A 16788-nucleotide genomic window follows, 5' to 3' on the forward strand; every position below is an offset into this window, starting at 1 on the left:
GCTGAAGCTGGGAAATACTGTGTTTGTTCCAGCCACCATCGGCCCCATCCACAGGGCAATCCGGAGCATTCGTAAAGATAAAAGCGGGCACATCGACTCCTTACTTGACCTGGACCTTGGCGAGGGCTGCATAGGCCTTGTCCAGGCCCTCGTGGAACTTCATATCCGGATGAGATTTTCTGAAAATCCCCCATCGACCTGCGGCCTGGTCTCCAAGGGGAGACATGGCTTTTAACCAATCCCCATGGGGCTCGGCGGCGGGGTTGATCCAGCGGTCCAACAGCCCCTTCAGGGCCTCTCGGTTCCGAATCGGCGAGGGCAGGCTGGGGAAGGCCTCGTCATCCAGCCAGGCTCGCAGAGCCTGGCCGTAGACCTCGCAGACCTCTTTCAGATTGCGCTGCCCAGCCTCGTCCTTAACAGCCTGGAAATGATGGCCGTACTCGTAAGCCAAGAAGACCATGGACAGGGCGTGACGCTCCAGTTCGATATCGAATGCGGCCCCCTTCGCCCCATGCAGATCACTGAAGTTGAATTTCTTCTTGGGATCGGCACCCAGCACATAGTTGCCGTTCAGCTCCTCATCCTCCCTGCCCAGACGGGCCCAGAGGGTCCAGGCCGCCACCCGCTCCACCAGAGTCGTGGGGTTGTCCTGGCGGTCCTCCTGATATTTCTCCATGGTTACGGGCTCTGGAAGCCCCAGGAAGTGCGTCGAGGAGAAACGCTTGCCCTCCACACCCAGGGCAGCCATCACGTCCCTGGCTCGCAGGGGATGGTGATTGCCGTCGATGAGTTGACCTTCCTTCACGTTTGGAGGCATGAAGTAGGGGGTCAACACCATGGCGTGGACAGAGAATCGGCTGTTCTTGAAGGATTGTGCGTACAGCGCCCCCAACTTCGGCAGGCCAGAGGCCCCCGTTCCTCCAAAGATGGAACCCACCAGCACGACCCGGACGGTCTTCCCCTCGCTCAGGCTTTCCCCAATTTCGTTCTTGGCGGGGAGGGCATTCTCCTCGGAAACCCACTGATGCCAGATAGCAGAACCAACCCCAGGCCAGCCGTACAGACCGTTCTGGAGGTCCTTCTTCATTTGAGGCTCGGTCACCAAAAGACGCAGGAGGTCATAGCCGCTGTCAGCGGGCTTGCACCCCAGGTAGGCAGGCAAGGTTGGCGTTTGATCGACGAAGGCCCCAAAGGGCGTGGCGACCTTGGGGTCCAAGAAGATCTCGGTGGGATAGGCCTCGGCCCCCAGAAGCTTCCTGGCCCTGCCGTAGGCTTGAGCCAACCGCTGAATCCGGCCCTGGGTTTCCGTATTCGTGTCAGGGTCCACAAGTTGAATGTACACACGCCCGGGGGGCGTCAACGCTGGAGAGCAGGCCCGGAGGAGTGCAGCTTCGAGGAAGACCTGAGCGCACTTGGCTCCTGATCCCCCAATAAACACGAAATAACAATCCATATTCAGCTCACTTTGTTCAGGAATTTAGAGGAGGTACTTTTACTCAATACGATAAACAAAACAAAAGAAATCAGTCCGGTCACAATGGCGCATGCGAAAAATGCGGGCAGCCACTCCACCGTAATGTGTTCAGGCATAAAACCCGCAAGAAGGCCCATAATCAACCCAGAAATGACCGCAACAATAAATATGAATACTATTCTGGGTTTCTCAGGAGCCCCTGTAAGTATTTGCGCCAGCGGCTCACCAGACACGAGGCGTCTTCCATAATTCTTCTTCATCAAGAAGCCGGAGTAGAGATAGTAAGCAGAAGATCCAAGGAGACTTAATGCCAATACGATAAAGGCATCAACCATTTCTATGTGCATTTTTCAATTCTCCCTATTCCCAGTTTTTTCAACTTTAAGATAAACCGTAGCTACCCTCATACGACCTATGTTTCTTTGTGCCGCCCGGAGGATGGGCTCCAGATTGAGGGTCCGCGCAAGAGTATGTCCCTTGGGCAGTAGCGATGCAGGGGCATCCTTAGTTACGGACAATTCCGAAACCCAACCAGGGAGTTCACATTCGGTGGCCGGAATACTCCAACTGAGCGCAAGGACGTCAGGCACGCCATGCCGCTTCAGTGGCCTTTGTGCATCGTACGCCCAGCCCCAGGCTTCCCGCGGCCCAGCGACCCGAAAGGAGGCCAGGGAGCCCGGACTGATCTCAGCAGTCTGGGATCCCAACCTTTTCCACAAAGCCGCTTCCACCTCGTTCAAGCCAATCCCCTCGATAGATGCCCGCAATTCAAAGGACCGACGATTCCCAGAACGCTCCACGGTGACTTGATACTCATAGGGCTTGAGTGCGGGGAGCACCTTGAACCCGGATGTGCCCCGGGGAGGCAACTCAGCTTTCACCCTCAGCCGGGTTGTCAAATCGGGAGTCAGATCAGCCAAACCGCAGGATTCCGGTGCCTGCCCATGCTGGCCCCATAGCTCCACCAAAGATCTCGCAAAATCCCCGGAAGCAGCCGAAGTCGGCCCCAACACAAGCAAGTAGAGAGGGCGCGATGCATTCCGCAATGGGTAGGCGGCCCCAAGGGGTGCCTCCGGGTAGTACTGCCCCTGGAATGGGAGGTCGAACCGCACCACGACGAGCCCGCCGATCTTGCCCCAATCCGCCAGGGCCAGACCGAGCCCAGTCGCATCTGATCCATCCCCCTTGACCGATTGTACGAGATCAGTGATCAGCAGGCCGCAGGTGCCAGAGGTCTTCACCTGCTGGGCGAGGCCCTGCACGGCGGCCACCAGATCATTGTTCTTCGCAGAAAAGAGGTCTGGCCGGGACTTCAAGGAGTGCAGAAAGCCTTGCACATCGTCCTGCTGGGAGGCGGGCCAAGACTCCAGCCCCTTCCCTGTGATGGCCTGGGCCTCGAAACGAGGTTCTCCCTCCTGGAAGTGGTGAACGCCCTCCCTGAGGACATCGAGAAAGGACAACGTAGCCGTTCAGCCCCCTCCGCATGGAGGGGGTTTCTGATTCCACGGGGACCGCATCAGGCTGTGAAATCCGGTGCGGCGATTCCGACGAGGCTGGCCTTCATGGCCTGAGTCAGCCACTCCAGCAGGTCCACGCCGCGCTTCCGGGCCGTGCCTGCCAGGGTCAGCATGCGCTCCACAAAGCGGGCGCCATGCTCGCTCTCCACCCCCAGGCTCACCTTCCGCCACAGCACCGCCTTGCGGATCGCCCTCTCGGCTTCATTGTTGGTCGGCACCACCCCTTCATGGGTCAGGTAGGTCCAGAGTCGATCCCATTGCCGGAGCAGATCGTTGGCTGTCCCCCGTGCTTTCTTGGTGGTATCGGGGTGCTTCGCCAGGATCTCGAACCGCTCCCGCATCTCCGCCTGGATCGACTGTGTCCCCTTGGCCAGTTCCTCCCGACTGATTTCCTCTTGCTCACACTGGTGCCACAGATGGAAAGCCTTGTCGCTGGCCAGCTTCAGCATGCAGCCCTGGGTTCCCGTCTCACCCTTGCTCTCCAACATCCCCTGCACGTCACGTCGAATGTGGCTGTGGCAGAGCTGGTGCTTGGCCTTGAGGAACTTCTCGTAGGGCTTCCATCGGTCGCGCTGGATGATGCCCGGGTAGTCCTCGCCGAGGATGTCCTTGGCCTGCGCTTGGCCCCGTCCTGGCAGAAGTCGGAAGGCTTCGGCCTCCGCCGTTGCGGCGACCCAGAGCCACATCCGATCCTCTCCGCAGCGACCGAACCCCCGTTTCATCGGCGTGCACCACTGGGGAGGCCTTCACCTCTTCGTGGATCGCTTTGGCAGTCGGGGCCACAGCCTCGCTCACCGACTTGCAGCAGGCCGCCACGGAACCCAGGGACATCCGCACGCCAAAGACGGATCGGTGCATCACCATGATCTCCCGCTTGGTCAGCCGGAAGCGCCCCGAGAGCACCCCGGTGAGCGCCTGGAGACGGGGGCCGAAAGCACCCTTTGGGGTCCCCACCGGCGCAGCCGCGCGGGTGACATGCCCGCACCGGGGGCAAGCTTTGGACCACTGCCTCAGCTCCGTGATGAAGGCCCGGAACGCTGGCGACTCGCAGAACTGCCGGATGATGGCATCCCGCCGGGGGGCCTGCTCCAGGGATTCCCCGCAACGCTCGCAGGCCTCGGGATCGGCGTCCTTCACCTCATCCACCTCCTCGGGCGGAACCTGCTCCCGGGTCTTTCCGGCGTGACCCGGCTGACCGCCGCGCTTCCGTCCACTCGGATCTACCGGTGGCTTGCGCTTCCTACCCATGTCCGAACTGGGGGGCTTGGAGCTGTTGCCGGAGTTCTGGGTGATGCGCGCCTCCAGATCCGCCACGCGCCCCAAAAGCTGTTCCACCATTGCCTTTAGGGCCTGGTTTTCAGAGATCAGCTGACGCTCGTTCTCGCTCATTCCATGAGCATGGCCACCCTGAACGAAAAGTACAACCTAATGGCTCATATGGACTGAATTTGTAAGCGTCCATCCCCCTGCGGGGGCTGAACGCTTACAGGACAACAAGCCAACAGAGTTGCTGGCGGCGAAGTACCCGCGCATTGAAAGGGAGACATCCACGGCTACAACGTATCGTTGGAAACGGGTGCCATGGCTGGGATTGTGCTCTGGGGCCAGATAGCCATAGGATTCAGTGCTGGCGGCTTTGTGCTTTCCACGTTGACATCCCAGGAGGCCAAACCCAGCCAACAGGATCAGAGGGAAGACGAATAATGAAGCGACTAACTCACTAAAGCCCTTAACACCTTTCTGCTGCAACAAGAAAACACCACGTATCATACTGCTGCAATTAGATTCACCACTCTTCATCAAGTGACCTCGAAATCTCTTTGGAATTACTACCAGAAATGACATCCATGGGCAGCATTACCAAACCTTACCCCTAATCTTTCCCACAAGAAACAATTGAAATAATCAACACATCGTCACATGCAATTTTGATTTATTTACACACCATCGAAACCGATAGACGCCAGCACACCAACTTTGCGATTTCTTTGCCATGCAGCATGAATAAGATCTAAACCTGCACCATAAATTGGGTCATCTAAAGAAAAGAGTCCCCGCTGCAACACACCAGATTCTGGGGTCTGGATCTCCTCCAGCCAGCGGAGGGCCAGGAGCTGACAGAACCCTTCGGCCTGCATGGGGGACAGGGTGTCGCATCGATTGACAAAGAGCCAGACGTGGCCAAATTCGTGGGCAAGTACACTCTCGAAGTGAATCCTAGAAAGGCCGGACAACAGATCGATTCCCTGAACCGTGCGGCTGACCTCACTCCGCCCCTGGGTTTGAATACTGGTACGGGTGACGCCATGGGTTTCCATGCCCCGCCTGGAGCGCCCTTTGACACGGACCCCCTTCAAGTCCTCCACCAGGCGCAGCTCCACCAGAGGTGGAGAAAACCTCAGACCGATGAGCCCTAGAGCCTTTTCGGCAAAGCCCCCCCCAAAGCGGCCCAGGTGCTCCGGGCAAATTTCCGTGGGCTTGCAGGTGGGACAGAGCTGCCGCACAGAATCAGGGATGGCTGGCGAATTGAACCATCTGCCGCAGCTGTGACATTCGCCCTTGGAGTGGTGCCTGCAAGCCCGCTGGCCCCAATCATTGATCCCAAACTTCCCATCAAGGACCTCCCCGCAGAGGTCGCATCGCAGCGCCATGCTCTTCAGGTAATCCAGTTCACAGTAGGTCTTGCCCTCGACGGAATAAAACTTCCCTTCTATGGCCCGGCCGCATAAGGCGCAACGGGGTGCCGTAGCCTCGTGGTGACAGGGGGGGTGAAAGAAGCTCCCCTTCGCTTCGACGAAAGCACCATCGATCACGCCTTCGCAATGCTGGCAGCGGAAGCATCCAGGGTGCAGGGCTTGGCGACCCACCTTGACATATGCGCCAGATATATCTTCATTACAGTTTTTACAAACCAAGCGCACCACAATCAGCCTCGACAAAAACCAATAAAACACTGAAGACAGTGGAATGTATCGCCGTCCAACGTTGGACTCTACTTCTATCAGGAAATCGTGTCAGCCACGATGCGACAGCCACTGACGGTATCTAGAGAATAAGATCCAGGCCGACCCTTAGGATCCAGAATTGGCGGCATCTTGGTCGACTTTTCGAATCCATCCCAATGGAGTTTGCCCAAAAAGGCTTCTTATATGTCTACTCTAGGAGTCATGTCTCCCTCCGCCATCGCCTCACCCTCCGCCGATGCAGTCACCCTCGGAATTGAACTGGTCCATGACCCAGTGGTCTGCTGGGCGGCGGAACACTGTGGTGTCCCGCTTGTGCGAGGGCTCCGGATAACCAATGGAACCGAAGAGCCATGGACGAATGCCCAGGTGGAAGTCCAGCTTCTCCCGGAGCTGGGAGAGCCCCTCAGAATCCCGCTTGGGGCCATGGCGCAGGGTGAGACCGTGGATCTCGGCCGCATCGACTACCGCCTCCCCGCAGGCCGCTTGCGGCAGGTCGTGGAGTGGGAACGGGCTGAGTTTCGAGTGCAGGTCCTGCTCGGCGAGAAACTTCTGGGAGAGCAGCGCGCCGAAGTGGAAGTGCTCCCTTGCCACCAATGGCCCGGATCGAGACTCCCCCTTGGACTGCTGACTTCATTCATCACACCCAATCATCCCGTCATCTCTCAGATCCTGAAGAAGACGTCCGAACGATTGAAGGCCATCCAAGGGCATGCAGCCATCGTTGGCTACCAGGACCACAATCCCCAGACCGCCAAGGCCCAGGTTGTGGCCCTGGTCCAGACCCTGCAATCTCTTGGACTCACTTACATCGGAATGCCGGCCAGCTTCGAGCAGACGGGGCAGAAGGTTCGTCTCCCCGATATGATCCTGCGGGACCAGATGGCCAATTGCCTGGACATGACCCTGCTCAGTGCGGCCTGCCTGGAGCAGATGGACCTGAGGCCCCTGGTCATTTTCATCAAAGGCCATGCCTTCCCTGGTGTCTGGCTCCTGGATGACCGTTTTCCCGAAGGCATCGTTGAGGACGCAGCAAGGCTCCGAAACCTCATGGCCTTGGGCCAGATCTTGGTATGGGATTCCAGCTCCATGCTGGAGCAGCCCTCCCTCACCTTTGCCCAGCTCCAGACGCGGGGAGAACAGAGTCTGAGCAACGACGAAACCTTCCAATTCGCCATGGATGTCCGGGTCATGCGCATGGAGCGGTTCCTTCCGCTACCCCTCCGGGAGGCTCCCCAGGTGGCCAGCGAGTCCTCCCAGGCCGCCCCAGAGGAACGCCCCGTCAACGACGAGCTAAGGGAGATTCTGGAGGCGGCAGCCCGAGAGGGGTTCACCCCAAAGCCCGAGGCGGTCCTGCAAACGAACCAAGCTATAGGACGCTGGCAAAGGTGGAAGGACCGCCTTCTGGACCTTTCCCTGAGGAACCGCCTGCTCAACTTCAAGCCCGTGGGAGCCTCGGCCTTGGCCTTGGAAATCCCAGACTTGGCTCGATTCGAAGATCTGCTGGCGGATAGCAAAGTCTTCGAGCTGCTGCCCCGCCCGCCCCAGGACAGCCGGGACGCCCGGGATCTCCGGCTTCTGGCCCAACGGGAGGATGCCGAAGTCTGGAAGGCCCAGCGCTTGGTCGACCTCAAGGGCTGCACCCTGCATTCCTCGCTCACCCCTGGCGACTTCCTCAAGCGGGCCAAGGATCTGGAAACCCTCGCGCGCACGGACCTGGAGGAGGGCGGCATCTGCACCGTTTTCGCAGCGGTGGGCCTGCTTCGCTGGTTTGAGCCCGGGGTACCCAAGGAGCGCTTTGCCCCCTTGCTGCTCTATCCCATCCAGATCCTTTTCAACCGCCAGCTGAGGCGAGTCTGCATCCAGCGTCTGGCGGAGGACCCCACACCTAACGTCACCCTCATCGAAAAGATGCGGCGCGATTTTAGTGTGGATCTGTCATTCCTGGCATCCCTGGAGGGGGATTCCTCGGGGCTGGACATGCTTCAGATGCTCCGACAGAGCCGCGAGGCCATCCAACGCATTCCAGGCTGGGAGGTGCTGGAACAGGTACACCTCGGCCATTTCACGTTTGCGAAATTCCTGATGTGGAAGGACCTTGAGGACAACGCTGAGATCCTACTCAAGAACCCCATCATTCAGCACCTCGCCCAGGATGGGGCCGGTACCCTGGCCAACCAGCCTGAAGCCCCCACCGTGGAGACCCTGGAGAGCCAGCCACCGGGCCAATTCCCCTGCGTCGTGGATGCGGACTCCACCCAACTTTCAGCCGTCGCATCGGCCCTTGAGGGCCGTAGTTTTGTCATCCAGGGACCACCTGGAACAGGCAAATCCCAGACCATCGCCAACATCATCGCCTGTGCCCTCGCCAATAGCCGGTCGGTGCTCTTTGTTTCCGAGAAACGGGCCGCGCTGGAAGTGGTGCACTCGCGGCTGCGCCAAGCCGGCCTGGAGGATTTCTGCCTGGAGTTACACAGCAACAAAGCCAATCGCAAGGAGGTCATGGAGTCCTTGCAAAAGGCCCTGGAACGGGGGCGACAACTCCCTTTGCAGGACTGGGAGGCACGGGAAGCGGACCTCAAGGAGCACCGAGACGGCCTGAACACCTATGTCGCAGCCCTGCACCGCATACAACCCATCGGCTTCAGTCTGTTTGAGGGAAGCGCAAGGGCCTATGAGCTCCGGCACCACCCCGCCATTCCTTTGCATTTAAAGGAAATAGAAGCGCTCAATCGCGAAGGATTCCGTCACATCCTGAGGGATGTGGAGGAGTTCGCACATCGGGCAGAAGCGCTGGGCTCACCCCAAGCATCCTGCTGGCAGGGAACTGATCCAGGGGCCTGGACCCATAGCGGCCAGGAAATGGTCAGGGAGCAGATCTCAAGCACCCGAAAGGTCCTGGAAGTCCTGAACGCAGCACTTTCAAGCCTCAAGATGGACTTGAAGCTGGATCTCCTCCTGGCACCGGAAGCCCTGGAGGCCCTGCTTCGAATCATGAAAGCCTTGACCGATGCGCCCATGCCAGAAGTGGCCCTCACCCAGGAAGGCTGGAAACCAATTCAAGAGGAGTTGGAACAGTTCCTGGATGCCCGCAGGTCTTTGAACCTTCGGGCGGGAGCCCTGGGAGAGCGCTGGATCCCAGCCCTGGGTGAGCAGGACTTGAGCTCTGCCCTAGCCACCTATCAACAGCACGCCAACACCGTCCCCTTGCTTCGATGGCTATTTCTTTGGGGGGCCTCCGCACCCTTGAAAAAGCTAGCTAAGAACGGCCTACCGGATCCCCAGGTGGTGGTGCGCGACCTTGTGGAAGCGGCCGCCATCCAAAAAGAGCGGTTGCGCCTCGATGCAGAGGGAAAGGCCCTGGAACGCCTTCTGCGCCCTGCCCCCATGGAACAGCTTGAAACCATGCAGGCAAAGGTCAAAGACCTCCATCAAGCCTCCGCCCTTCTCCAACTCCACGCCCAGGGCGTCTCCGCACAACAATGGGTCGAGGCTCTCTGGAAACTGCCCCCGGAGCGGCTTCAGACCCACAGCACCGCGCTGAGTGTTGCCTTCAAGGCCTTTTCTGCCGAGGAAGGGAACCTCCTGGCCTCCCTCGGGTGCCAACAGGGTAAGGAGCCCTGGGGCTGGACAGAGGCCAACCATCTGGATCGCCTGAAGGCCAAGCTCCCTGCCTGGGAGCAGGGACTCCAGGGCTTCAAGGCTTGGTGCTTCTATCGGGAGGCGGCTCGGACCCTCATCGCACAAGGGATGCCCCAGATTCCAGAAGCGACCATCCCTCCCCTCCAATTGGCCTTGGCCGTGGAGCGAACCCTGCTCGAGGCCTGGAGCGCTGCCATCCGGGATCAGGAAACGCCCCTTCGCGTATTCGAGGGCGGCCATCACCACCGGAAGGTCTCCCGTTTCCGCGAGCTGGACCGCCAGTGGATCCAGCTCAGCCGAGCCTTTGTCATTCGTCAACTGGAGGGACGGCTGCCCCTGGCGGGTGCGGGCATCTCCGAGAATTCTGAGATGGGCATCCTCATGCGGGAGATCAAGAAAAAAGCCCGCCATATGGCCATCCGAAAACTTCTTCAAGCCATTCCGACGCTCCTCGGCCGACTCAAGCCCTGCCTGCTGATGAGCCCCCTTTCTGTCGCGCAGTACCTGCCAGCGGAGGGCAAGCCCTTTGATCTCCTGGTATTTGACGAGGCTTCCCAGATCACCACCCACGATGCCATCGGAGCCCTGGCCCGCGGGGGCCAGGTGATCATCGTTGGAGATTCCAAGCAGCTCCCCCCAACCAGCTTCTTCAGCCGGAATCTGGATGAGGAGGGGACTGCCGACGATAACGATGTCACTGAGCTGGAGAGCATCCTGGATGAGGCCGCCGCCAAGCAGTTCCCCCAGCAGTTGCTCGGATGGCACTATCGCAGTCGCCACCATGCCCTCATCGATTTCAGCAACCGCCACTACTACGACAACCGACTGCACGTCTTCCCTGCGGCAGCCCGCAAGGTGGAGGATCTCGGGGTGGCGTGGCATCCCGTTGCGGATGGGATGTACTTCGGCTCCGGCTGCGCGATTCGCAGCCAAGAGCGAACCAACCCACAGGAAGCCAGATGCCTGGTCGAACACCTGGTCGAGACCCTCAGACGCACTAGTCCCGAGCAGCGCACCTTTGGCATCGTGACCTTTTCCATGACTCAGCAGCGACTGATCCAGGAACTGCTGGACGACAAGCGGGCCGAGTTCCCTGAAATCGAACCCCACTTCCAGGGTCTAGAACCCGTATTCATCAAGAACCTGGAAAATGTCCAGGGTGACGAGCGGGACGAGATCCTGTTCAGCATTGGTTATGCCAAGGACCAAAGAGGTAAATTGCGCATGCACTTTGGGCCTCTGAGCGTCGCGGGTGGGGAACGCCGACTGAACGTCGCCATCACCCGGGCCCGCTGCCAGTTGCGGGTTTTCAGCACCCTGACCTACGACCAGATCGATCTCAGCAGAACCTCGGCTCGCGGCGCAGAACACCTGCGCGCCTTCCTCCAATATGCAGCCCAACAGGGGGCCACCGGGAGTAAGGACCGCCCCATCGTCAAGTTCTCCAGTGCCTTCGAACAGGAAATCGCCCGGGCGGTGGAAGCCATGGGCTACGAAGTCCACACCCAAGTGGGGTGTGGGGGTTATCGCATCGATTTGGCTGTGGTCGATCCGGATGCTCCGGGGCGCTACTTCCTGGGGATTGAGTGTGATGGACCGGCCTACCACTCTGCCATCGCGGCCAGGGACCGAGATCGCCTCCGTCCCCAGGTCCTGGAGGGCCTGGGCTGGCAACTGCATCGCATCTGGTCCCCTGAATGGAGCAGCGCGTCCGAACACGAACTCCAGAGGCTGCGCGAAGCCCTGACCACGGCGCGGGCTCTGAAACCACCAGTCGTGGCCCCCAAAGAACAAGCCCCAGTTCCACCGGAGGCAGTTACGTACAATGCGGCCCCTCGGGCATCCAGAGCGGCTGAGGAGGAGGCGCCCTACAGCGCGACCCCCACAAGCACTCCGGGCACCGCCTACCGGGAATCCACCCCCACCCCCCCGTCGAATCCCAACCCTGAAGACTTCTACAACTTCCAGAGCCTGCCGGCCATCCGAGCCGTAGTGCTCCAGGTGCTGGCCACGGAAGCCCCCATCCACCGGGATGACCTGGATGGAAAACTCGTAAGGGCCTGGGGATGGAGTGCCCTGACCAAGCGCGGACGCACCCAGATGGATCTGGCCATCGCCCGGATGGTTTCCGCCAAGGAGATCCTCGATCGGGGAGGCTTCATCTGGCGAAGCGACCAAACGCCAGCGGCCTTCGAAGGGTTTCGGACCCCCAGTGCATTGGGCCCTAGGGATGCCGACCGCATCCCACCCGAAGAAATCGCCAATGCCATGGCCCTCGTCCTCCAGGTCAATCTCGCCCTGGAGGAGGAGGCCCTGCTCAAGGAAACCGCCCGCATGCTGGGATACCGAAGGGTCACGAGCAAGACCACGGAAGCCCTGAAGTCAGGGTTCATCCCCTTGCTGAAGCAAGGCACATGCAGACGCGAAGGCGGCGTCCTGAAGCTCATATAGGACAGGCACAAAAACATAACCCGGGGTGGGGCTGAAACCGAATCACGCCTTCTACTGCACCCCCAACGCCTTAAACACCGCATCCTGCGGATCCGCGTAGAAGGCGGTCTGGAACTTGGCAAACAGCTCTCCGGGGATGGTGGGGATATCCCTCACGCTGGACATGGGGATGAGGATCCGCTTGGCGCCTGCGTCGAAGGCGACCTGTAGGGTCTCCGCGAGGTTCTCCACGGGGATGATGTTGCCCCCCAGGCTCATGCTGCCGAGAACCACCATCTGAGACTGGATGGGCTTGGCCAGGATACCGGAGCAGAGGGCAACGAATGAGGCCAGGGTCATGGATTCCGTGGGGCCGGTGTTGTGCAGCTCTACGAAGTGGAGATGGTAGTCATGGTCCCCAGCCTTGGCCGAGGCGCTGATGTGGCCCGCGTGGGCCTTGAAGTAGTCGAAGCCAACCTTCACGGCCTCCTTCGCGGCTCCGTTGGATCCGAGCCCTGATGTCTTCAGGGCGCCGGAACCTGAGGTCACCTGGGTCTCGATCCGATAGAGCCCGAGGTGCCCGCTGCTCCCGTTCGCCACGGTATGCAGGCAGCCAGGGCTCAAAGGCCCATCCGGGATCAGCGATCCGCCGCCTTGTTCCAGAACACTGATGTAGTGCTCTTCCCCAGCCTCCAGATCCAGGTAGCTGAAATGGACATCGAAGAACTCCATGCCGCCGATCTTCTTGAGCTGCTCCTTCACCCGGCGACGACCTTCCAGGGCGTATTCCAGACACTTCTGAACCGCTTCCTTGGAATAGTCCTCCGCCGGGTAGAGCAGCTTCAGCAGGCCCGACACCGTGTGTTTCACCGCGATGGTATCCCGCTGATTCAGATCCCGCCCCAGCTTAAAGTGCTTACCGATGGCATCGGCGAAATTGCGCTTGCGCATCTCCCGCATGAACTCTGCCAGGTAGTCCGTAATCAGGCCGTATTGGTTCGTGAAGAACTCCGGACGCATCTTCGGGATCTCCCAGCCGGGGATGTAGGTGTGGAAGCGGTCAAAGAAGGCCGAGTCGATCATGGCCTCCGGGAAAGGCGCCAGTAGGTGGCTGGTCTTCACCAGGGTGTCCACGGACTGGTTGATGTTTCCCACGAAGACCATGGAGGCGTAGGCCGCCACGGCGTCCTTGCCCCGGGCGAAGGAGCCGGAGGCCATGTAGTCCTTCATGATCTGGACACCATCCTTCTCCTTGAAGGAGATGCCCGCCACCTCGTCAAAGGCCACGGTATCCCACAGGCCCACTAGTCCCACGGTCCTGCGGGCCATGTTGTAGAACAGATTCGCAACCGTGGTCTGGCCACCGCTGATCAGGATGCTATTGGGACTGATTTCCTTGTAGATATGACTCTTGCCCGTGCCTCGCGGCCCCAGTTCACAAACGTTGTAGTTGTTCTCCACCAGGGGGATCATCCGGGCCAGCAGGTGCCACTTCACCCGCTCCGTGAAATGGGTGGGTTCCATGCCTGTGGAGCGGATCAGCACATCGATCCACTGGGACTCGGTGAAGGCCTTGCGCCCCTCCAGGAAGGCCTCCATGTCCATGTTGGGCATCTGGATGGGCTTTAGATCCTGGAGAACGAAGGGGGAGCTCTTCTGGCCCTCCTCGTAGAGGTAGTCCAGGGTGACGATGCACCAGATGCCCCCCGCCAGGAGCTTCTCGAACTTCTTTACCAGTCCGGAGGGAACCTCGACACCCTTGGTGCCCAGGTTGGAAAGGAAGGCCTCGTAGACATCCCGCTTCTCGTTGAGCACCACTGTCACCTTGTCGATGACCTTCATGCTGCCCCGCTCCCGGATCTTGGACTTCACCTTCTCCGCCTCGTCGGGGCGCACGTAGTTCTCCGCCAGGATCTTCTTGACGGACTGCATGCCGTCTTCGATCACCGCCTCGTCATCCGAGGCGCAGTGGCTCCCCAGCAAGTACTCCAGGACATACACGGGCACATTGGCCCCCTCCTTAAGCCGCTTGGTGAGGTCCTTGCGGACGACGCGGCCCCCGAAGCTCTGGTTCAGGAGGTGGTCAAGGCTCGTATCGGTTTCAGAAGTCATCAGTGAAGGCTCGATCAATGGTCACCGGGACGCTTTGCAGCTCAATGCTCGTTTCGGCTTCCCGAAGGACGAGGCGGTAGGGGGTGGTCCGATTGTACGCCCCCTCGCGCAGGGTCAGGAGCACCCGTTGCTTTCGCTGCTCCAGGCTATCCGAAGTATTGCTGAAGGTCAGGGTCTGTACATCGCTGATGGGGGTCGTCAGATCACTGCCCTCATAGATGGCGAGCTTCACCGTGAGGGGCTTCACCCGCTCGCTCACGGCATCAGTCTGGATCAGCTCGAACCCATGCTTGGCGGTCGTGATCTTGTGGCTCGCGCCGAGGACCTGCACCTGCACCGTGCGGATCTCGGTGCCCTTGGCGGCACTGCCGCGACGGTGGCGAATGACCACCACGGGCACCACTACCTCCTGTAAGGTGGCCCCCCCATGGATGAAGCGGGCCCCGCCCACGAAGTGGAAGCGCTGGATGCCGCGGGGCACCAGGAATTCCGCATCCCCCTTGGCGCAGGCCACCTTCCCCTGGAAAGCGAAGTCCACCTTGGGCAGCTTCCGGCCCATTACATAGCGCTTCTTGCTCTTCTTGGGGAAGGCCCCCTGGACCTCGCTCCCCAACTTGCTCTTTTCGGTCTCGCCAGGATCCGACTGGGTGAAGATGAAGCCATGGTCCGCCGTGATCACCACATGGTTGCCGTTGAGGCTGTTCACAATGTGATTCGCAAGCCGGGCAAGGAAGGTGATGGTTCCCCGCACGGCCTTAAATGTGTCCTCCTCGCTACCACGCGTTTCCCCGGTGGTATCCACCAGGTTGTGATAGACGTAGACCACCTTCGCTCCCTCCACGTAGGCCCGGCCCTCGTCCTTCTTCATGGCCATGAGATCCTCGGCCTTGCAGGCCATGCCTCCATGGGCCTGGAGGATCTTGGCGCGCTGCTCCAGGGATGCAGCCGGTTGGCCATCCAGCAGCGGCTGGCCCTCCTCGGTCAGGGTCATCACCTGATGGGGCAGCAGGCTGGCCATGCCCAGGGAGGTGATGGAAGGCAGAACCCCCAGGCAGGAACTCAGGTCCGCCTCCACGCGATACTTCCCGTTCAGCTCGCTGGTCAACTCCTGGGCCGCCTCATAGCGGAAGGCATCCGAGATGATGACGAAGGTTCGGGAGCGGCCATCCTGGCGAGGGGCCACGTACTGATCCCAGAACTGGGGCTGCCCCACCACATCACTCAGCCGCCAGTCCTGAAGCCGGGACTCCAGGCAACCATCCCAGGCCATGGCCAGGGGCTTTAGGAAGCCGTTGAGGTAGACGTTCTCCACCGGCTTCTGGAGATCCTTGAGGAGGTTCAGTTCGAGGGCCTTCACTGCCCCCTCGTTGAACTGCCGGTATAGCTGGTCGAAGCGGTAGAGCCTCGCCTCATAGGCCTGATAGAGGGCCTCAGGGCTGGAAGTCGGGAATCCGCCGGTCTGCACCTGCATCCGCAGTTCGAAGAGCGACGCGGCGGCTCCCAGGGCCTCGTAGATGGCGAAGAAGGTCTCCCGGGGGACCTCCGGCGTGCTGCCGATCTGGGGAGTGGCCCAATGGCCCGCCTGCCTTCGCACGGCCATGGCCTGGATCGCCTGGACATGCTCAGCATTCACCACCGTGAGTACCCGGTCCTTCAGGCGACTGGCGATGGCCCTTTCCACGATGGGGAAGGTCATCACCCCCGCGAGGGCCTCCCCTTCAAACCCACTGAGGTGGTCCTTGAGCTTCAGCCTGCTTTCCACCTGGAGGGCCAGGGCGTCGTAGCTCGCGGCGTGGCGGCTGCTATCCCGCCACTGGGCGAGACAGGCCACCACATTCGGTACTTTGTCCTTGGGCAGATCCAGGGCCCTCAGGGCCTGGGGCAACGGCTCCCTCAGGGCATGGCCGAAATCGGCCACTAGCAGGCGGAGCAGGAGGTTCTGCAAGCTGGGCTGGGCATCCCCGTAGCCGAAGAGCTGTTTCATGAGGCCCCAGAAGGTGGGGGCCAGATCGAACTTCACCAGGTCCTTCCAGGGGCTGGGCGGGGTATCCAGATCCGGTGCCTCCCCATCCAGGAAGGCGTGGAAGAGGGTCCGCAGCAGCACGAAGGGTTCGGGTTGCTCGGCCTTCAGCACCAGCGCCATCATCTTGAGGTCCAGGTCCAATGCACCATCCCCGGGATTCACCAGCCTGCGGAGCTTCTCCACCCGTTCCTTGGCATCCAGGAACTTGGCCCGCTGGGTCAGGTGACCGTGCAGATCCTGGCTAGCCAGCCCCAGCTCCTGGAGGTGGATGGAGGCGCGATCGGCCCGGAAGGTCTGGCTGTAAAGGCGGATATCCAATAGCCAGTCCCGGTCGGCGTCCGGCTCCTCGAAGGGGGCGTAGAGGAGAAACTTGCCCTGGGGATCCTCCTGCTCCAGGCGCAGTTTCAGGGCCAGGTCCGAGCGGGGGGGTGTCAGGTCCAGGACCGTCACGGCATGGGAACCGATATCCAGCAGCATGCAGCCCGCCAGGGCGTTCACGAATTCCCGGGCCGGATCATGCCAGAAGACGATGCGGCTGCCCTCCTGGTCGTAGAAGCGTTGCAGGGCATCCAGAATGGGTTTCAGTTCCTGTTCAGGCTTGGCCATCAGGTCGCATCCTCAAGAATT

General features: G+C 60.5%; 6 protein-coding genes and 2 pseudogenes. 1 reads left to right on the forward strand and 7 read right to left on the reverse strand.

Annotation, left to right across the window (positions count from 1 at the left end; genetic code table 11):
- Nucleotides 1-100: 100 nt before the first annotated feature.
- The 5 genes and pseudogenes from HOLFODRAFT_RS0203610 to HOLFODRAFT_RS25715 all read right to left on the reverse strand — a co-directional run.
- Entirely contained in the window at nt 101-1282 is a 1182-nt protein-coding gene (locus tag HOLFODRAFT_RS0203610) for an FtsZ/tubulin family protein (RefSeq protein WP_026939009.1), read from the reverse strand.
- Between the two features lie 173 nt (nt 1283-1455).
- Nucleotides 1456-1821: a hypothetical protein gene (locus HOLFODRAFT_RS0203615; RefSeq protein ID WP_005031301.1), complete on the reverse strand. Its 366-nt coding sequence runs from the start codon at nt 1819-1821 to the stop codon at nt 1456-1458.
- Between the two features lie 1169 nt (nt 1822-2990).
- Nucleotides 2991-4380 (reverse strand): annotated as a pseudogene (gene tnpC / locus HOLFODRAFT_RS25710) (IS66 family transposase).
- A gap of 548 nt (nt 4381-4928) precedes the next feature.
- Nucleotides 4929-5309, reverse strand: a complete 381-nt coding sequence (locus HOLFODRAFT_RS24765; RefSeq protein WP_158412907.1) for a protein DA1 — start codon at nt 5307-5309, stop codon at nt 4929-4931.
- 345 nt (nt 5310-5654) lie between these two features.
- Nucleotides 5655-5945, reverse strand: a pseudogene (locus HOLFODRAFT_RS25715) (LIM domain-containing protein); the annotation flags it as partial.
- A 213-nt stretch (nt 5946-6158) separates the two neighbouring features.
- Between HOLFODRAFT_RS25715 and HOLFODRAFT_RS0203640 the strand changes: the two are divergent.
- The gene (locus tag HOLFODRAFT_RS0203640) at nt 6159-12047 is read left to right on the forward strand and encodes a DUF3320 domain-containing protein (RefSeq protein WP_026939012.1); all 5889 of its coding nucleotides are present in this window, start codon (nt 6159-6161) and stop codon (nt 12045-12047) included.
- Between the two features lie 51 nt (nt 12048-12098).
- On the opposite strand, the gene brxL is transcribed toward HOLFODRAFT_RS0203640, so the two are convergent.
- Complete coding sequence (gene brxL / locus HOLFODRAFT_RS0203645; protein WP_005031453.1) at nt 12099-14138, reverse strand: protease Lon-related BREX system protein BrxL; 2040 nt, start codon at nt 14136-14138, stop codon at nt 12099-12101.
- Complete coding sequence (pglZ, locus tag HOLFODRAFT_RS0203650) at nt 14128-16767, reverse strand: BREX-1 system phosphatase PglZ type A (protein WP_005031451.1); 2640 nt, start codon at nt 16765-16767, stop codon at nt 14128-14130. Before pglZ ends, brxL begins: the two co-directional genes overlap by 11 nt.
- Nucleotides 16768-16788 lie beyond the last annotated feature (21 nt).

The organism is Holophaga foetida DSM 6591, from assembly GCF_000242615.2.
Taxonomy (GTDB): Bacteria; Acidobacteriota; Holophagae; order Holophagales; family Holophagaceae; genus Holophaga; species Holophaga foetida.